This is a genomic window from Lacimonas salitolerans, from assembly GCF_042677865.1.
Taxonomy (GTDB): domain Bacteria; phylum Pseudomonadota; class Alphaproteobacteria; order Rhodobacterales; family Rhodobacteraceae; genus Lutimaribacter; species Lutimaribacter salitolerans.
On the sequence record NZ_JBHUDD010000038.1, the window covers coordinates 14,248 to 33,391 of the forward strand.

At 64.4% G+C, this 19,144-nt stretch carries 16 protein-coding genes and 1 pseudogene; 8 read left to right on the forward strand and 9 right to left on the reverse strand.

The genetic code is table 11. The features are described from left to right. Positions 1-10 precede the first annotated feature (10 nt). From ybgF to ACFTOW_RS05040, 8 genes are all read left to right on the forward strand, one after another. Positions 11-844: a tol-pal system protein YbgF gene (gene ybgF, locus ACFTOW_RS05005; protein WP_379913718.1), complete on the forward strand. Its 834-nt coding sequence runs from the start codon at positions 11-13 to the stop codon at positions 842-844. Beyond that, positions 841-2,100 carry a tRNA lysidine(34) synthetase TilS gene (gene tilS, locus ACFTOW_RS05010; protein WP_379913687.1) on the forward strand — a complete coding sequence of 420 codons (1,260 nt, stop codon included), beginning with the start codon at positions 841-843 and terminating at the stop codon, positions 2,098-2,100. Before ybgF ends, tilS begins: the two co-directional genes overlap by 4 nt. Before the next feature lie 89 nt (positions 2,101-2,189). Next, a complete protein-coding gene (gene ftsH / locus ACFTOW_RS05015) occupies positions 2,190-4,103 on the forward strand; it encodes an ATP-dependent zinc metalloprotease FtsH (protein WP_379913689.1) in 1,914 nt (637 codons plus the stop codon). Next, positions 4,103-4,885 carry a methyltransferase domain-containing protein gene (locus ACFTOW_RS05020; RefSeq protein WP_379913691.1) on the forward strand — a complete coding sequence of 261 codons (783 nt, stop codon included), beginning with the start codon at positions 4,103-4,105 and terminating at the stop codon, positions 4,883-4,885. Before ftsH ends, ACFTOW_RS05020 begins: the two co-directional genes overlap by 1 nt. Positions 4,886-4,957: 72 nt before the next feature. Then, the gene (locus ACFTOW_RS05025) at positions 4,958-5,560 is read left to right on the forward strand and encodes an MOSC domain-containing protein (protein ID WP_379913694.1); all 603 of its coding nucleotides are present in this window, start codon (positions 4,958-4,960) and stop codon (positions 5,558-5,560) included. A gap of 153 nt (positions 5,561-5,713) precedes the next feature. Then, positions 5,714-7,390 carry a formate--tetrahydrofolate ligase gene (locus ACFTOW_RS05030; protein ID WP_379913696.1) on the forward strand — a complete coding sequence of 559 codons (1,677 nt, stop codon included), beginning with the start codon at positions 5,714-5,716 and terminating at the stop codon, positions 7,388-7,390. Positions 7,391-7,563: 173 nt separating this feature from the next. Next, positions 7,564-8,457, forward strand: a complete 894-nt coding sequence (folD, locus tag ACFTOW_RS05035) for a bifunctional methylenetetrahydrofolate dehydrogenase/methenyltetrahydrofolate cyclohydrolase FolD (protein ID WP_379913698.1) — start codon at positions 7,564-7,566, stop codon at positions 8,455-8,457. A 137-nt stretch (positions 8,458-8,594) separates the two neighbouring features. Then, on the forward strand, positions 8,595-9,446 hold the full coding sequence (locus ACFTOW_RS05040) for a LytTR family DNA-binding domain-containing protein (protein WP_379913700.1): 852 nt from the start codon (positions 8,595-8,597) through the stop codon (positions 9,444-9,446). On the opposite strand, the gene pdeM is transcribed toward ACFTOW_RS05040, so the two are convergent. From pdeM to ACFTOW_RS05085, 9 genes and pseudogenes are all read right to left on the reverse strand, one after another. Then, entirely contained in the window at positions 9,443-10,120 is a 678-nt protein-coding gene (gene pdeM / locus ACFTOW_RS05045; protein WP_379913702.1) for a ligase-associated DNA damage response endonuclease PdeM, read from the reverse strand. The genes ACFTOW_RS05040 and pdeM overlap by 4 nt on opposite strands. 64 nt (positions 10,121-10,184) lie before the next feature. Continuing rightward, the gene (locus ACFTOW_RS05050) at positions 10,185-12,584 is read right to left on the reverse strand and encodes a ligase-associated DNA damage response DEXH box helicase (protein ID WP_379913704.1); all 2,400 of its coding nucleotides are present in this window, start codon (positions 12,582-12,584) and stop codon (positions 10,185-10,187) included. A 96-nt stretch (positions 12,585-12,680) separates the two neighbouring features. Beyond that, positions 12,681-14,000, reverse strand: coding sequence for a P-loop NTPase family protein (locus ACFTOW_RS05055; RefSeq protein WP_379913706.1), 1,320 nt, complete (start codon positions 13,998-14,000; stop codon positions 12,681-12,683). 105 nt (positions 14,001-14,105) lie between these two features. After that, the gene (locus ACFTOW_RS05060) at positions 14,106-14,630 is read right to left on the reverse strand and encodes a prepilin peptidase (RefSeq protein WP_379913708.1); all 525 of its coding nucleotides are present in this window, start codon (positions 14,628-14,630) and stop codon (positions 14,106-14,108) included. A 6-nt stretch (positions 14,631-14,636) separates the two neighbouring features. After that, entirely contained in the window at positions 14,637-15,488 is an 852-nt protein-coding gene (locus ACFTOW_RS05065) for a tetratricopeptide repeat protein (protein WP_379913710.1), read from the reverse strand. 27 nt (positions 15,489-15,515) lie between these two features. After that, a complete protein-coding gene (locus ACFTOW_RS05070) occupies positions 15,516-16,079 on the reverse strand; it encodes a tetratricopeptide repeat protein (protein ID WP_379913720.1) in 564 nt (187 codons plus the stop codon). 19 nt (positions 16,080-16,098) lie between these two features. After that, positions 16,099-17,064, reverse strand: a complete 966-nt coding sequence (locus ACFTOW_RS05075; protein WP_379913712.1) for a type II secretion system F family protein — start codon at positions 17,062-17,064, stop codon at positions 16,099-16,101. A gap of 10 nt (positions 17,065-17,074) precedes the next feature. Then, a complete protein-coding gene (locus ACFTOW_RS05080; protein ID WP_379913714.1) occupies positions 17,075-18,043 on the reverse strand; it encodes a type II secretion system F family protein in 969 nt (322 codons plus the stop codon). Between the two features lie 6 nt (positions 18,044-18,049). Further along, positions 18,050-19,066, reverse strand: a pseudogene (locus ACFTOW_RS05085) (CpaF family protein); the annotation flags it as partial. Positions 19,067-19,144: the final 78 nt, after the last annotated feature.

The following is a 19,144-nucleotide window of genomic DNA, read 5'->3' on the forward strand; positions in this document are numbered from 1 at the left end:
CGACATGCCTATGCGCTGGTTGGTGATCGCGGGGCTGATGGCGTTTGCCGCGCCGCAGACGGGGCAGGCGCAGGACGCGCAGACCCTGGCCGATATCCGGCAGGAACTGAATGTGGTGTTCGTCGAGGTCCAGAGACTGCGGCGCGAGCTGTCGACCACCGGCAGCCCCGGCACCCTGCCACAGGGCGGCAGCAGTCTTGAGCGGATCGACGCGATCGAGGCGGCGCTGCAACGGCTGACCTCGCGCACCGAAGAGCTGGAGTTCCGGATCAACAGCGTGGTCAGCGATGGCACCAACCGGATCGGCGATCTGGAGTTCCGCCTGTGCGAACTGGAAGCCGACTGCGATATCGCCAGCCTGGGCGATACGCCCCGGCTTGGTGGTGGCGACGCATCGTCCAACCCGGCGCCCGCGCCATCGCCCTCGCCCCAGACGGACGATTCTGACGGGCCGCAACTGGCCGTGGGCGAGCAGACGGATTTCGACCGGGCCCGGGAGGTGCTCGGCGAGGGTGACTTTCGCACCGCCGCGGACCTCCTTGCGACCTTTGCCGAGACCTACCCGGGCGGACCGATGACCGCCGAGGCACATCTGCTGCGCGGTGACGCGCTGGGAGAGCTGGGCGAGGACACGCAGGCTGCACGGGCGTATCTCGAGGCATTCAGCAGCGATCAGGACGGGGCGATGGCCCCCCGGGCGCTGTTTCGGCTGGGCGAAAAGCTGGGATCACTGGGCCAGACCCAGGAGGCCTGCGTGACGCTGGCCGAGGTCGGGGCGCGGTTTCCGCAGTCTGACGCAGTGGCGCAGGCCGAGCAGGCCCGGGCGCGCATCGGCTGTTCGTGACAGGGCAGGTCGCCGAAGCGATCCATGCCCGTCTCGGCGCGCTGATCGGACGGGATGCCGTCAACGGTCTGGGCGTGGCCGTGTCGGGCGGGGGTGATTCCCTTGCGCTGATGCTGTGCGCCGCGGACTGGGCGCGCGCGCATGCCATCGGGTTTCGCGCGGTGACGGTGGATCACGGGTTGCGCGCGGTTGCAGCGGAAGAGGCGCGCGCCGTTGCGCGGATTGCCGCCGATCGCGGTATCGCGCATGATATCCTGACATGGCAGGGCTGGGACGGGCAGGGCAACCTGCAAGATCAGGCCCGCGCGGCGCGCTATGACCTGATCGCCGGCTGGGCGCGGGCATCCGCATCAAGCCACGTGGTGCTGGGCCATACCGCCGATGATCAGGCCGAGACCCTGCTGATGCGGCTTGCGCGCGGGGCCGGGGTGGATGGCCTGTCGGCGATCCCGCCGCGCCGGATGGTGCAGGGTGTCGCCTTTCTGCGCCCGATGCTGCAGATCGCCCGAGACGATCTGCGCAGGTGGTTGCAGGATCAGGGTCAGGGCTGGATCGACGACCCGTCCAACGATGACCCCCGGTTCGACCGCATCAAGGCCCGCCGCGCGCTGGACGTATTGGCCCCGATGGGGCTGGACCGCGCCAGTCTTGTCACCGTGGCCGAGAACATGGCGACGGCGCGCAAGGCCCTGAACTGGTTCACCTATCTTGCCGCGCGCGACATGACGCGGGTCGAAATGGGGGATGTGACCATGGATCGCGCGGCGTTTCGGGCCTTGCCCGATGAAATCCAGCGGCGTCTGTTGGCGCAGGCGCTGTGCTGGATCAGCGGTCAGGCCTATCCGCCGCGTCGCCGCCCGCTGATGCGGATGGTCGCAGCGGCGCTTGATGGCGCGGGCATGACCTTGCACGGATGCCGCCTGTTGCCGGGAAAAGGGCCGATCCGGCTGACGCGCGAATACAATGTGGTGGCAGAGTTGGTCGGTTCCGTCGGCGATACATGGGATGGCCGCTGGCGCTTTGTCGGCCCGGCGGGGCATGACGATTTGCGCGTTGCCGCCCTGGGTCCTGACGGCTTGGCGCAATGTCCCGACTGGCGCGATGCGGGGCTGCCGCATGCCTCGATGCTGGGCTGTCCGGCGCTGTGGGACGGGGCGCGCGTGGCGGCGGCACCGCTGGCGCGCATGGCCAACGGGTGGCGGCAGGTTCTGGCCCGCGACGAGGACGATTTCTTTGCGGCCCTTATGACGCGGTGATTGTGCATTGAACAACCCGCCCTGATGTCTATCTTAGTCGGGTGAAGCGGGCAGTTTGGCCCGATCCAAGAATTTATGGGAGATTTTCCTTGGGCAACGCGAGAAACATCGCCTTTTGGGTGGTTCTGTTCCTGCTGATCCTTGCGCTTTTCAACCTGTTCAGCGGAACAGGCGGCACGATGCAAAGCACCTCGGTCAGCTATTCCGAATTTGTCCGGAAGGTAGAGAACCAAGAGGTCAGCCGCGTCACACTGGATGGCGAGCGCGTGCGCTTTCGGGGCGAGGACGGGGTGGAATACACCTCGGTCAAGCCCGAAGACGCCGAAGTCACGTCGCTGCTGATCGAACGCGGCATACCGGTGACAGCCGAAAGCCAGGAACAAAGCGGTTTCCAGTCGTTCCTTCTGTCGCTGTTGCCATTCGTGCTGCTGATCGGTGTGTGGATCTATTTCATGAACCGGATGCAGGGCGGCGGAAAAGGCGGGGCCATGGGGTTCGGCAAGTCCAAGGCCAAGCTGCTGACCGAGAAGAACGGGCGCGTGACCTTTGACGACGTTGCCGGCATCGACGAGGCCAAGGAAGAGCTGGAAGAGATCGTGGAATTCCTGCGCAACCCGCAGAAATTCAGCCGTCTGGGCGGCAAGATCCCCAAGGGTGCCTTGCTGGTCGGTCCTCCGGGGACCGGTAAGACGTTGCTTGCACGCGCCATCGCGGGCGAGGCGGGTGTGCCGTTCTTTACCATCTCGGGCTCTGACTTTGTGGAAATGTTCGTGGGTGTCGGTGCCAGCCGGGTGCGTGACATGTTCGAGCAGGCGAAAAAGAACGCGCCCTGCATCGTGTTCATCGACGAGATCGACGCCGTGGGCCGCGCCCGTGGCGTGGGCATCGGCGGCGGCAATGACGAGCGTGAACAGACGTTGAACCAGTTGCTGGTCGAAATGGATGGCTTCGAGGCCAACGAAGGCGTGATCATCATCGCCGCGACCAACCGCAAGGACGTGCTGGACCCTGCGTTGTTGCGTCCGGGCCGGTTCGACCGCCAGGTGACGGTGGGCAACCCCGACATCAAAGGCCGTGAAAAGATCCTTGGCGTGCATGCGCGCAAGACGCCGCTTGGCCCCGATGTCGATCTGCGCATAATCGCGCGCGGCACGCCCGGCTTCTCGGGGGCTGATCTGGCCAACCTCGTGAACGAGGCCGCGCTGATGGCGGCCCGTGTGGGGCGCCGTTTCGTGACTATGATCGATTTCGAGAACGCCAAGGACAAGGTCATGATGGGGGCCGAGCGCCGCAGCATGGTGCTGACTCCAGATCAGAAGGAAAAGACCGCCTATCATGAGGCCGGTCACGCGGTCGTGGGTCTGGCCCTGCCGAAATGCGATCCGGTCTACAAGGCAACGATCATCCCGCGTGGGGGCGCGTTGGGCATGGTCGTGTCACTGCCGGAAATGGACCGCCTGAACTGGCACAAGTCCGAGTGCGAGCAGAAGCTGGCCATGACCATGGCGGGCAAGGCAGCCGAGATCCTCAAGTATGGCGAGGACGAGGTGTCGAACGGCCCGGCCGGTGACATCATGCAGGCCAGCCAGCTGGCGCGCGCCATGGTGATGCGCTGGGGCATGTCCGACAAGGTCGGCAACATCGACTATGCCGAAGCCCACGACGGGTATTCCGGCAACACCGCCGGCTTCTCGGTCTCGGCCCATACCAAGGAGATGATCGAGGAAGAGGTGCGCCGCCTGATCCAGGAGGGGTATGAGACTGCCCATCGCATCCTGACCGAGCGCAAGGAGGAATGGGAGCGTCTGGCCGAAGGCCTGCTGGAATACGAAACCCTGACGGGCGAAGAGATCAAGCGCGTGATGCGCGGTGAACTTCCCAGCAGCAAGGATGATGACGACACCACGCCCCAAGACAAGGGCAACGCGCCCTCGCTGACGGCCATCCCCAAGACCAAGCCCAAGCCAAAGCCTTCGGGTGACATGGAACCTGAACCGACCTGATGACGGAACGGACCGATACAGACTGGAACCCCGGGGCCTATCACAGGTTCCGGGGTTATCGTTTACAGCCCGCGCTGGACCTCCTGGGGCGCGTCGGCGGATTGCCCGAGGGCGATGTGATCGATCTGGGGTGCGGTGCCGGGAACGTGGCCAGGGCGCTGCGCGCGCGGTTTGCCGATCACGGGCTGGTGGGTGTCGACACCTCTGACACCATGCTGGCCGAGGCGCGGGCGCTGAACCTCTATGACCGGCTGGAGCATCAAGAGATCGCGGACTGGACGGCGCAGGCCCCGGTGGCGTTGACCTTTGCCAATGCCGCTTTGCACTGGGTGGGCGATCACCCGGCCCTGTTGCCGCGACTGGCCGGGATGCTGGCGCCGGGCGGCATGCTGGCGGTGCAGATGCCGCATCAGAACAACGCGCCCAGCCACCGGGTCTGGCGCAGCCTTGCCGACGAAATGTTTCCCGGTCGGGTCGACCCCGACACCGGGCCATCGGTGCTGCGGCCCGTCGATTACCACCGCCTGCTGTCGCCCTTGGGTCATCTGGAACTGTGGGAGACCGAGTATTACCAGATCCTGCCCGCCAACATGCAGTCCCATCCGGTGCGGTGCTATACCGAAACCACCTTTGCCCGGCCCATTCTTGCCGCTCTTGACAGCGACGAGCAGGCCAGGCTGATCGCGGCCTATGAGGGTGTGATGGACAAACCCTATCCGCGCGGCAGCGACGGTACGGTTCTGTTCCCGTTCAAACGGCTGTTTTTCACCCTGACGGTCTAGAAACCCGGCATCCGGCTGGCCGAAGGGGTCGGCATCGGGCATATCTTGCGCGACGAAGCACAGGAGGGGCCGATGCCTGCTTTGATACCGACCGGATTTACCGCCACCGTCACTTGGCTGGGCGTGGTCGAGACCGAGGACCGCAAGGCCCTGATCGCGGGCTCGCGCGATGCCGTGGACCTGACCTTTGCAGGGCTGGCCGGATCGGTGCATGGCGGGCGCACCCGCGCCTCGTGCAGCCGGGTGACCGCGCTGCACCCCAGGGGCACCGAGATCGGGAACGAGCGTCAGGTCTCGGTCGTGTCCGAGGAAGAACTGGCGCTGATCGCGGAAAAGATGGGGCTGGCGGCGCTGGACCCTGCGCGGCTGGGGGCCTCGGTGGTCGTCCGTGGCCTGCCGGACCTGAGCCACGTGCCGCCCTCGTCACGGTTGCAGGCCCCTTCGGGGGCCACGCTGGTGGTGGACATGCACAACCAGCCCTGCCATCTGCCCGCGCGCAGCATCGAAAGCGTCGAACCGGGCAAGGGCCGCCTGTTCAAGCGCGCGGCGGACGGGCGGCGCGGCATCACCGCCTGGGTGCAGCGCGAGGGGCGGCTGGCGCTGGGGGATGTGCTGCGCCTGTATGTACCCGATCAACCCGCTTGGCCGCATCTGGACGCCGCGCGCGGACGCTGACCCGGACCGCTGATTTCCGAAAAGAAACCCACGCGCGCCATCCCGCCGCAAGCGGGGGCGAAAATGTCGGAATTGCCGCTTTGATCCGCTGTGCAGTTCTCTATCACCAAGGGCGAAACCCGGCGCGCCGCGCCACATGCAGGGAAACCACTGATGAGCCACAAATCCGATATCGAAATCGCCCGCGAGGCGCAGAAAAAGCCGATACAAGAGATCGGCGCGCGGCTGGACATCCCAAGCGCGCATCTGCTGCCCTATGGCCATGACAAGGCCAAGGTCAGCCAGGAATTCATCAACTCGGTGCGCGACCACGAAAACGGCAAGCTGATCCTGGTGACCGCGATCAACCCGACCCCTGCGGGTGAGGGCAAGACCACCACCACCGTCGGTCTGGGCGACGGTCTGAACCGGATCGGCAAGAAGGCGGCGGTCTGCATCCGCGAGGCGTCGCTTGGCCCGTGCTTTGGCATGAAGGGCGGGGCCGCCGGGGGTGGCTATGCGCAGGTCGTGCCGATGGAAGAGATGAACCTGCATTTCACTGGCGACTTCCATGCCATCACATCGGCGCACAACCTGCTGTCGGCGATGATCGACAACCACATCTACTGGGGCAACGAACTGGCCATCGACGAGCGTCGCGTGGTCTGGCGCCGGGTGATGGACATGAACGACCGCGCGCTGCGCGATGTGGTCACCAGCCTTGGCGGCGTGGCCAACGGGTTTCCGCGCCAGACCGGGTTCGACATCACCGTGGCATCCGAGGTCATGGCGATCCTGTGCCTGGCCACCGATCTGGAGGATCTGCAACGCCGGCTGGGCGATATCATCGTGGCCTATACCCGCGCGAAAGAGCCGATCACCTGCCGCGACATCAAGGCCGATGGCGCGATGACCGTGCTGCTGAAGGACGCGATGCAGCCCAACCTGGTGCAGACGCTGGAAAACAATCCGGCCTTCGTGCATGGCGGGCCGTTCGCCAATATCGCGCATGGCTGCAACTCGGTCATTGCCACCACGACGGCGTTGAAACTGGCCGATTACGTGGTGACCGAGGCGGGCTTTGGCGCCGATCTGGGGGCCGAGAAGTTCATGAACATCAAGTGCCGTAAGGCGGGGCTCGCCCCGTCGGTGGTGGTGGTGGTGGCCACCGTGCGCGCCATGAAGATGAACGGCGGCGTGGCCAAGGCCGATCTGGGTGCTGAAAATGTCGAGGCAGTGCAGGCGGGCTGCCCCAACCTCGGGCGGCATATCGAGAACCTCAAGCAATTCGGCGTGCCGGTGGTGGTGGCGATCAACCATTTCGTCACCGATACCGAGGCCGAGGTGCAGGCGGTCAAGGATTACGTGGCAGGCCAGGGATCGGAGGCGATCCTGTGCCGGCACTGGGCCATGGGGTCGGAGGGGATCGAGGATCTGGCAACCCGCGTAGCCGAGATCGCCGATGCGGGCGAAACCAATTTCGCGCCGCTTTATGCCGACGAGTTGAGCCTGATGGAGAAGGTCGAGACCATCGCCAAGCGCATCTACCGCGCCGATGCGGTGGTGGCCGATGCGAGGATCCGCGCGCAGTTGAAGGAATGGGAGGATGCCGGATACGGGCACTTGCCGGTCTGCATGGCCAAGACGCAGTATTCCTTCAGCACCGATCCGGGCGAGCGCGGGGCGCCCACGGGGTTTTCGGTGCCGGTGCGCGAGGTGCGTCTGAGTGCCGGTGCAGGCTTTGTCGTGGTGATCTGCGGCGAGATCATGACCATGCCCGGCCTGCCGCGCGTGCCGAGCGCCGAGGCGATCATGCTGAACGATCTGGGCCAGATCGAAGGGTTGTTCTGAGCAGGGGGGCGGCGCGCAGGGGGCATCGAGCCCCCGGCGCGCCGGTCGCGGCCCGGTGGGCCGCTCCTGCCTCCGGCGGGAGTTTAGGGGCAAGATGAAGTGGACACGCGCCCTTGCCCTGACGGGCGGGATGCGGGATGTGCTGACCGGGCACGACGGAAGGAAAGAACGACATGGCGGCACAGATCATCGACGGCAAGGCATTCGCGGCGCGGGTGCGCGACAAGGTGGCGGGCCACGTGGCGCGGCTGGTGTCCGGGCATGGTGTCACACCGGGGCTGGCGGTGGTTCTGGTGGGTGAGGATCCGGCCAGCCAGGTCTATGTGCGATCGAAGGGCAGGATGACGGTCGAGGTCGGCATGGCCTCGTTCGAGCATCGGTTGGCGGCGGACACCGGCGAGACCGAGCTGCTGGACCTGATCGCGCGGCTGAACGCGGACCCGTCGGTGCATGGCATTCTGGTTCAACTGCCGCTGCCAGATCACCTGGACGAGGCGCTGGTGATCGCGGCGATCGATCCGGCCAAGGATGTGGACGGGTTCCACATCTCGAACGTCGGGCTGCTGGCGACCGGGCAGAAGGCGATGGTGCCCTGCACGCCGCTGGGGTGCCTGATGATGCTGCGCGATCATCTGGGCGATCTGTCGGGTCTGGAGGCCGTGGTGATCGGGCGCAGCAACATCGTGGGCAAGCCGATGGCGCAACTGTTGCTGGGCGACAGCTGCACCGTGACGATCGCCCATTCGCGCACCCGCGATCTGCCGGAGGTGGTGCGCCGGGCCGATATCGTGGTGGCTGCCGTGGGCCGGCCGGGCATGGTGCCGGGCGACTGGATCAAGCCGGGGGCCACGGTCATCGACGTGGGAATCAACCGCGTCGATGCGGGCGAGGGCAAGACCCGGCTGGTGGGCGACTGCGACTTTGACAGCTGCGCGGCGGTGGCCGGGGCCATCACCCCGGTGCCGGGCGGTGTGGGGCCGATGACCATCGCCTGCCTGCTGGCCAACACGGTGACAGCGTGCAGCCGCGCCCACGGCCTGCCCGAGCCGGAGGGGCTGACCGCCTGATCCTGCCCGCCCGTTCCTGTCAGATACCTGCGCACCACGACCCAAAAGGTTGCATGCGCGGGCTTGCATCGGCCTGTCGCTTTCCTTTATTCCTTTGGAATCAGAGGGGTTCTTATCCCGCATAGGGAGAGTGCAGTGTGACAAGTACGACGGAACAGGCCATTCGGGATCACATGACGCACCCGGTCACCTTGGATGTATGTGTCGTCGTGACTGTTCTCGCGGTGATATCGGGGCCGTTCGGAACCTACGAGTACCTCACCTTGACCGAGCGTTGCCTGTACTGGGGCGCGATCACCTTTGGGTCAACCATGGCGGCCTATGTGCTGCGTCGGCTGGCCTTGCAGGTGGTGCCGAAGGACAGGCCGGTCCTGTACGAGCTGGTGGTGACAGGCCTGATGGTCGTGGTGGTGACACCGATGGTTCTGGTGCTGACGCATGTGTTCATGCCCGGACTGTGCGGTGGCAGCGGATGTTTCGGGCGGATCAGCGTCTACGTGGCTCTGATCGCCGGGGCGATCTTCGTGCTGCGGCGGGTGATCCCCGGTTTCGAGGAATTGCTGTTCTTTGTGCGCGACGAGGCCGGTGGCCTGCGCGTTCTGGCGCCGTCGCCGGTGCCGGTGGGTGATGCGCCACTGGCTGAGGCGTCGCCGCGCCCGCGCCTCTATCGTCGTCTGCCTGACGGGGAGACCGGTGATATCCTGCACCTGACCGCCAATGGGCATTTCGTGACGGTGACGCTGGATACCGGCGTGCAACAGCTCCGGATGCGCTTTGGCGATGCCGTGAACGAGATGGATTGCGTCGAGGGGCGGTGCACCCACCGCTCGCATTGGGTGACCCTGTCGGCGGTGGCAGGGCACAGGCGGGTGGATGGCAAGCAGGTGCTGGTGCTGATCAACGCAATGGAGGTGCCGGTCAGCCGCACCTACCGCCCTGGACTGGAAGAGGCCGGGCTGCTGCCGGCGCAGGCGGCCGAGGGCGCCTAGCGCGGCATCGGCACCGGCAGGGCGGTCGGGCCGGTGAGCACCGCCAGCGCCTCGGGGCGCATCAGGCGTGACAGCACGGTGTCGGAACTGCGCAGACCGCCGGTATAGGTGCCGAAGGCGGGCAGGATCACCCGGTCGCCATCGATCAGGAAACAGGGGCGGCTGACCGTGCGGATGCGGGTGCGGATGGCGGCCTTGGGATGGTAATGGCCCGAGATTTCGCCGCTTTGGGCCGGGTCCGCGATATGGCGAAAGCACAGCGGCGGCAGCGGCAGTTCGGCCATATGCGCGCCGCCCAGGTCGACGGGGCCGGGATCGTGGTTGCCTTCGATCCAGATCCAGCGGCGACCGGCCTGCAGGCGCGCGATCCACAGCCGTTCATCCTCGCCCAGCGACTGCGCCGCAGCGGTGTCGTCGAAGCTGTCGCCAAGGCAGATCACCGATTGCGGCTGGAGCGCCTCGATGACCGCCTGCAGGCGCAACAGGGTGTCGCGGGTTTCATAGGGCGGCAGGGGCGCGCCGCCGCGCCGGGCATGGCGTTCGGATTTGCCCAAGTGCAGGTCGGACACGCACAGAAGGCGTTGATCCGGCCACCACAGCGCGCCCGCGCCAAGCGCCACAAGCGACTGACCGGCAAGGGTAAAGCGGTGACCGCCTGAATGGGTGTGGGTCATTGCTGCTCTCTGGTTTTTTGCGCAGCATCGGCAACTTGGCAGCCCGGCGCAAGGGGGCGGGTGCTCAGGCCAGCCCGGCCTGAGCGAGCAGTTTTTCCGTCTCTTCGGCCAGCAGACGTTCCTGCCCGGCCCCCACCACCGGCACGCGGCCCGGTTCCAGAAACAGCGGTGCCGACAGCGGCGACAGCCGGTCCAGCGGCACATGGTCGATCCGGCCCTCGATGCGGTCCAGCATATCCTCGATCCGGCCGAAATCGACCAGCCCGCGCATTGCCTCGTCCCGGGTGACGCGCAGCATCAGGTGATCGGGGTCGTATTTGGCCAGCGTGTCATAGAGGATATCGGACGAAAACGTCGCTTGCCGCCCCGATTTGCGCTGTCCCTGAAAGCTGCGCTGGATCAGCCCGGCAATCGTGGCGCTGGAGCGAAAGGTGCGTTTCATCACCGCGTTGCCTGCCAGCCACCCCTCCAGCCCGTCGCGCAGGGCGGCGCGGTCGAACAGCGGCGCAGGGTCGGTCACCGGGCGCAGGCCCCAGATCAGCACCGCGTAATCGGTGGCGACGAACCCCAGCGGGTCCAGCCCGGTTTCCTCCATCCGTTTGGTCAGGATCAGGCCCAGCGTCTGTTGCGCGTTGCGCCCGGCAAAACCGTAGGCGCACAGGTAATCGCGCCCCTCGTGAGGGAAGGTTTCGACCAGCAGTCGCCCCTGTTGCGGCAGGCGCGACACGCGGGCCTGCAACGCCAGCCAGTCGGCGGTATGGGCGGGCAGTTGCGGCCAATCGCCTTGGGCGAACATGCGCAGGATTCTTTGGGAAAGCTGGGTCGAGGTGGCGAATTTCGTGCCGTTGAAGGTGGCGACCTTGGGCTCTCGCCCACGGTTGCGGCTGACCTCGACCGTCATTTCGCGCAAACCTTCGTAGCGCACGACCTGTCCGCCGATCAGGAAGGTGTCGCCGGGGGTCAGGCTGGCGGCAAAGCCTTCCTCGACCTCGCCCAGCGGCGCGCCGCGCCCGCGCATCCGCACCTTGAGCGTGTCGGTGTCCTGTATCGTACCGATGTTCTGCCGGATCAGCGTGGCGCTGCGCGGGTCGCGCAACTGCCAGTCGCCGTTCGCGCGCTTTTGCAGCCGCTGCCAACGGTCATAGGCGCGCAGGGCATAGCCGCCGGTGGCGCAGAAATCCAGGCAGGCGTCGAAATCGGCGCGGGGCAGGGCGGCATAGGTCCCGGCCTGCCGGACCTCGTCAAACAGCGCGTCGGCATCAAAGGGGGCCGCGCAGGCGGTGATCAGGATGTGCTGGCACAGCACGTCCAGCGGACCGGGGCCGCGCGGCTCGCCATCCAGATCATGCGCCTTTGCGGCCTCAAGTGCGGCGACGCATTCCACCACCTCGAACCTGTTCGCGGGCACCAGCAGCGCCTTGGAGGGCGCGTTGTAGCGGTGATTGGCCCGCCCGATCCGTTGCACCAGACGCTTGACGTTCTTGGGTGCGCCGACCTGGATCACCAGATCGACATCGCCCCAGTCGATGCCCAGATCCAGCGATCCGGTGCAGACGATGGCGCGCAAGTCCCCAGCCACCATTGCGGATTCGACCTTTTCGCGCTGCGCCCGGTCAAGGCTGCCATGATGGATACCGATTGGCAGGGCATCCTCGTTCTGCATCCACAGCCGGTGAAAGAAGATCTCGGCCTGCGCGCGGGTGTTGTGAAAGATCAACGTGGTCTTGTGCTGCCGGACCTGCTCCAGCACAGCCGGGATCGCGTAGGCGGCCCCACCCCCGGACCAAGGGGGGGCCTGATCGGTTTGCAGCATCCGGATGTCGGGGTCTGGGCCGGGGTCTGCCTGCAGGATGGCGCAAGGGTCGGGATGACGCGCCAGCAGGTGTGCGATCGCGCCCGGGTCATCGACCGTGGCCGACAGCCCTACACGGCGCAGACCGGGGGCCAGTGCCTGCACACGCGAAAGTGCCAGCATCAACTGGTCGCCCCGTTTTGAGTCGGCGAGCGCGTGGATCTCGTCGACGATGATGCGTTGCAGCCCGGCAAAGATGCGCGGCGCATCCGGATAGCTGATCAGCAGGGCCAGAGATTCCGGCGTGGTCAACAGGATATGGGGCGGATCGGCGCGCTGTTTGCGCTTTTGCGTATAGGACGTGTCGCCGGTGCGGTCCTCGATCCGGACGGGCAGGCCCATGTCGGTGACCGGACGGGTCAGGTTGCGCTTGATATCGGCGGCCAAGGCCTTGAGCGGGCTGACATAGATCGTGTGCAGCCCGCTGTGATGCCCCGCCGACAGTTCCGCCAGCGTGGGAAGAAACCCCGCCATGGTCTTGCCGCCGCCGGTGGGGGCGATCAGCAGCGTCGCGGGATCAGCGGCCCGCGCCAGCATGTCGCGCTGGTGGGGGTGGATTTGCCAGCCCTGGGCGGCAAACCACGTTTCGATCTGATCGGGCAGGTCACGCATGGGGCAGATGTAGCGCGCGGGCGGCACCAAGGGAACACGCGGTGCGCGTCCTGCAAAATTGCAAGACGCGCGCGACAATCCGGCGAGCAGGGCGGACTATTTCACAATATGCTCGTCCTTGACGAACATGTTCGCCCAGGCGCGGTCGATCAATTCAGGGGTCATCTGATAGGGGATGCCTTCGAAATCGCAGATCGCGATCATCTGATCGATCAGGAACACCGGCTGGTAGTTTGCATAAATGTTGTCGATGGTCGGGTATTTCTGCTTGAGCAGGTGGATCAGTGCAGGCTCGGACAGGGGCATCCCCTTTTTCTTGGCCACCATGGCAAAGATCTTGAGGAAATTCTGCTGGTTGGGCCCGTCGATCTTGATCTTGAAAAAGATCCGGCGCAGGGCGGCCTTGTCGAAAATCTCGTTCGGGTGAAAGTTGGTGGAAAAGATCACCAGCGTGTCGAACGGCACCTCGAACTTTTCGCCCGATTGCAGGGCAAGGATGTCCTTGGATTCCTCCAGCGGGACGATCCAGCGGTTGACCAGCGACTGCGGCGGTTCGGCCTGTCGCCCAAGGTCATCGACGATGAAGATGCCACCGGTCGATTTTAGCTGCAAGGGCGCCTGATAGGTGCGGGCGGTGGGGTTGTAGACCAGATCGAGCATCGACAGCGACAGCTCGCCCCCGGTGATCACGGTGGGACGCTCGCATTTGACATAGCGGGTGTCGAAAGTGCGCCGCACGCGTAGCGAATTGGGATCATCCTCTTCCGTCTCGGCGGCCGAATGCACGATCGGGTCATAGACGGTGATCACCTGTCCGGCATATTCGATGGCGCGCGGGACGAATATCTTGTCGCCCATGGCGTCGCGGATGCCGTTCGAGATGCTGGATTTGCCGTTGCCCGGCGGGCCGTACATCAGGATCGAGCGACCGGAACTGACCGCGGGCCCAAGGTTGCTCAGCAGATCGTCGGGCAACACCAGATGACCCATCGCATCGGTCAGTTGCCGGCGCGTGATCTGGATGTCGCGGATCGACTGGCGCTTGACCTGCGCGCGGTAGACATCCAGCGGCACCGGCATCGCGCCGAAATACTCGGACTGTGCCAGCGCGTCCAGCGTACGTGCCTTGCCCGCATCGGTCAGCTGAAACGCCATTTCATTGCCCGCAGCCGAAGCGTTCAGCGTGCCCATCGCCTCCAGCAGGTTCTGGCTGCGGGCGATATCGATCAACTCGGTCGTGACCGCACGGGGCAGGCAGATCGCCTGCGATACCTCTCCAACCGTGGTCAGGTTCTTGCGGAACATGGTTTTCAGCATGACATCCCGCATCATCACCACCGGCAACTGCATTTCCTCGACCCCGCGTGGAACGGGCGGGGGTTGCACGTTGCTGGTGGATTGGACTTGCACGTTCATGAGCGGATTCCTGCATTACCTGCGGCGCGCACGCCTTTCGTTGATGCGAAGGTGCCGGATCATGATGGCAAAAAGATGGAGAAACCAGCGCGGCTTGGGGGCCGTTCAGAGGGCACCGAGTGCCAGATAGATCATCAGCGTGCCCGCCAGCGACAGGCCCATGGGGAATTTCCAGCCCACCGACCAGCTTTGCCAGTCGGGTGCCATCGCGCGGAGCGGCGTGTGCTTGACCATGCGGTGCGTGACAAAGGCGGCCAGCAGGTTGGCGGCATAGATCAGCAGCAGCGGTTGCAGATCGGCCACCCAGAGATACGGCCCGGCGGCAGCGACGAATTTCGCATCCCCCGCCCCGGCCAGCCCGGCAGCGTTGACCAATATGCCCACCACCAGCAGGATCGGCATATGGGTCAGTTGCCAGCCATAGTCCGGCAGCGGCATCAGGAACGGGCCGGTGACCACGAAAATCGCAAACAGCGCATAGACCGCCTTGTTGGGAATACGCATCGCGCGCAGGTCGCTGTAGGCGACCCAGGCGCAGACCGGTGCCGACAGGATCAGCAACACCAGCGCGGCGATGTCGGGGATCGCCATGCGCAGGGCCAGCCCCGTGATCAGATCACCGATCTGCATGCCTGATCAGCCGTTTTCCAAGGCCCGGAGCGAGCGGACCGCCGCCTCGAAATGCTGGGGATGGGTATCGACCGCTTCGCGCAGCAGACCCTTTCCAGTTTCGATGTCGCCCTGTTTCACTGCGCTCAGACCCATGGTGTGCAGCAGCTGGGCGCGCTCGATCTGGTCCATCTGCACGACGGGCAGGGTGTATTTTCGCTGAGCGGCGCGGGCCAGAACGATGTTGTTCTTGGCGGTGAACAGCCCGGTGTCATTCTGCAGGGCTTCTCCGAACAACCGCTCGGCATCTGCGTAATCGCCGCGCGTCAGCTTGGAATAGCCCCAGTTGTTCAGCACGTTGGCCGGGCGCGTCGTCATCCCGGCCGCGATCTCATAGAAACTGTCGGCTTTTTTCCATTGCTGGTTGGCATCGGCGATCATCGCCTCGAGACGGTAACGATGAAAAGTCTCATGCGTGGGCGGCACCGCGTTCAGGGTCGCCTCGGCCTCTTTCCATTTGCCCGCGCGGATGTAGGCGTCGGCCAGTTCGACCTGATCATCATTGGTCGAATCCGCGTGCTTGATCACGCTTTGCCAGGCTGCGACCGCTTCGGGATTGCGTTTGGCGCGGACAAGCGACGAGGCCAGACCGCGTTGCAAATCAAGGCGTTCGGGTTTTTCAGCGGTGGCGCGGGTGAAGTACGACACCGACTCGTTCGGGTCGGCCACGGTCAGCATGATGTCGCTGAGGTTGCTTTCATCGACGATGTTCACGTCCTGAAAGGCACGGTCCACCTCGTCGGTGTCTATGCGTTGCTCGCATGCAGACAGGCTGAAAGCCCCGGCAACGCACAGGGAAATAAGAATAGGGTGGCGCATGTTTGCGTCCTTATACTGCTCTTGCCTCTACGGCACGCGGCGGATCAGGTATTCGCTGCTTCCCCTGCGTACCAATTTGTAATCTTGGTCTTTTTCCTCATCATAATCCGGATTTTGCTTTTTTGCTATCGCCAAGCGCAAATTATCGCGGATTGAGTCACTTTCGCCATTGTCCAGCGCGTAGGCGCGGCGGAACACCTGTTCGGCTTCGCCGATACTGCCCTGTTCCATCAGCACGACGCCCAGATTGTTCCAGGTTTCGGGGATCGCGTTGTCGGTGTCGATGGCCCGGCGCAGCAGGGTTTCGGCCTGTCCGAGGCGCCCCAGACCCAGATTGGCGCTGCCCAGCCCCGACAAAACATCCACATCGCCGGTGCCCCGGTCCAGGGCGGCGCGGCTGTAGGCTTCGAGCGCGAGTTCGAATTCGCCCGCCTGCATCAGGCGATGCCCGACGATCAGCCCGTCCACCGCCTGAGCCCCCGGTTTCGCGCCGGGGGCATAGGGGCCGCGCGATTCGTCAAAGCCGCCAGCAGAGCAGGCTGCCAGACAAAGGGTGGCGATCAAAGCGATCCCGGTGCGGATCGATGGCATGGGCGGTTGCGGTCCTGTATTATTGAACGCTGAGTTTGGTGATCCCGTGAACCGATGGCCCGACAAGGATGATCAGAAGCGGAGGCACTGTCAGGGTCATAGTGACAAGTGTCATCTTGGTAGGCAACTTGTTTGCCGCCTCTTCCGCCCGCATCACGCGCTTGTCACGCATTTCCGACGCATAGACCCGCAAAGCATCGGCAATCGAGGTGCCGAACGTGGCCGACTGGATCAGCACGGTGACAAAGCTTGACACATCCTGCACGCCGCAGCGTTCGCCCATGTCGCGCAAAACGGTGGACTTGTCCTTGCCGGCCTTGATCTCGAAGCTGACCAGCTGGAATTCATCCGCCAGCGCGGGGAACGAGGGACGGATTTCATTCGCGACCCGGATGATCGACTGATCCAGCGATTGACCGGCCTCGATGCAGACCAGCATCATGTCCAGCGCATCGGGAAAGCCGTCCTGGATCTGCTGCTGACGTTGCTGCTGGCGCTTGGTGACCCAGTATTTTGGCGCCATGTAGCCGACAAGGCCGGGGCCGAGCATGTACATCAGCGTCTTTTGCGTGGTCACGTCCTGCCCGCCGGCAATGAACAACAGGTAATAGATCACGCCCAGCACCAGCGCGCCGATCCCCAGCGCGAATTGCGCAAAGTGGAAATACCGCACGGCGTCCTTGGTGTGATAGCCCGCCTGCAGCAGTTTCAGCCGCACGGCCGAGTATTCCTTGGCATCCTGCGGTTCCAGGAAATCCTTGTATTTCTCAAGCTTGTTGTTGGTCTGCTTCGTGCGTAGCCGCTTGCCGCTCTTGTGGACCACGCCGCGCTCGTTTTCCTGGCGCAGCTTGTCCAACGGGTCTTGTTTCTTGTTCAGCAGGACCGGCAGCGTGGCCAGGATCAGCACAAGGCCAAGGCCGCCCACGGCGATCAGCGGTCCGAATTCACCCAGGCTGCCTGTCAGAAGATCGTTCAGAAATTCCATCTTTTCTACCTCAGACCTTGATGTTGACCAGCATGCGCATCACCAGCAGGTTGGCCACCAGAAAGGCGCCGACTACGAAACAGGCGGGGATGAACCACGGGTGATCCAGCACCTCGTCATAATAATTCGGGTCCAGCAGGTTGATCGCGACCAGCGCGGCAACTGGAAAGCCTGACAGGAACTTGCCCGACCATTGCGCCTCGGCGGTGATTGCCTTGACCCTGCGGAACAGGCGGAACCGTGCGCGGATCACCTTGGCCAGACCGGCCAGGATCTCGGCCAGGTTGCCGCCCGATTGCTGCTGGATCGTCACGGCCACCGCCAGAAAGCGCAGATCCTGCATGTCGAGCCGTTCGGCCAGATCTTTCAGCGCCTCGCCAACATCGCGGCCATAGGCGGATTCGTCGGCGATGATGCCGAACTCGGTGGCCAGCGGGTCCGGCACCTCCTTGGCGACGATCTGGATCGCCGAGGAAAACGGGTGGCCCACGCGCAACGACCGCACCATCAGCTCCACCGCGTCGGGCAGTTGTTCCTCGATCATGCCCAATCGCTTCTTGGCCTTGTGATTGACCCACATGAACACGCCACCCACACCCATGCCCACGGCCACGGCTGCGCGCACCGGGGTGCTGGTGTCGGTGCCGATGGTCAGACCCAGGAACGAGATTGCCGACAGCGCCACCATGATCATGATAAGCTGACCGGGGGTAAAGGCGATCGCGGCCTTTTGCGCCCGGTCTGCCAGCATCGCGTACAGCGGGATGCCGCGCGAGTTCATGTGCTGGCGCATTTCCTTGCGCAGCTTGGCCATCACCTCTTCGCGGCCGCCGCCCTGTTCCAGCATTTCAAGCCGACGGTTGACGCGGCTGTTGAGGCTGATCGAACGACCGAACACCGTCAGGTACAGACCTTCGACCAGCACAAGAACGCCGATGAAGATCAGACCATAGATGATCGGTTCAATGCTGATGGACATGAAGTGTTACTCCGCCGCGATGGGTTCAAAGATGTTGCCCGGCAGGTCATAGCCCCACAGGCGGAAGCGTTCGGAATAGTGGCTGCGCACCCCCGTCGCGGTGAAATGGCCGATGATCTTGTTGTCCGGCGTCAGGCCGACGCGCTGAAAGCGGAACACCTCCTGCATCGAGATGACATCGCCCTCCATGCCGGTGATCTCGGTGATCGAGGTCATCCGGCGCGAGCCGTCCTGCAGGCGGCTGGCCTGCACGATCAGGTTCACAGCTGAGGCGATCTGGCTGCGCACCGCCTTGATCGGCATCTCGATGCCGGCCATGGCGATCATGTTTTCCAGACGGCTGACACCATCGCGGGCCGAGTTGGCGTGGATCGTGGTCATCGAACCGTCGTGGCCTGTGTTCATGGCCTGCAACATGTCGATCACCTCTTCGCCGCGCGTTTCACCCACGATGATCCGGTCGGGCCGCATCCGCAGGGCGTTGCGCAGGCAATCGCGCTGGGTCACCGCGCCCTTGCCCTCGACGTTGGGCGGCCGGCTTTCCATCCGGCCCACATGGACCTGTTGCAGTTGCAGTTCCGCCGTATCCTCGATCGTCAGGATGCGTTCGGAATTGTCGATGAAGGACGACAGAGCGTTCAGCGTGGTTGTCTTGCCCGAGCCGGTACCCCCCGAGACGATGACGTTCAGACGGCAGGCCACAGCGGCCTGAAGATAAGCGGCCATTTCCTCGGAAAAGGCACCGAACCGCACCAGATCGTCGATGCCCAGCTTGTCCTTCTTGAATTTCCGGATCGACACCAGGCTGCCATCCACCGCGATCGGCGGCACCATGGCGTTGAAACGCGAGCCATCGGGCAGACGCGCATCGACATAGGGGTTGGATTCGTCGACCCGGCGACCCACGGCCGACACGATCTTGTCGATGATCCGCTGCAGATGCTTTTCATCCTTGAAGGTCACATCGGTCAGTTCAAGCTTGCCGGCACGTTCGACGAAAATGCGCTGCGGTCCGTTCACTAGTCACCCGGAACCAAATTTGCCATCATTGATGTGAGGCGAACTTTGGGGGGTATGGCATGCGGGGTCGGGTATCTATTG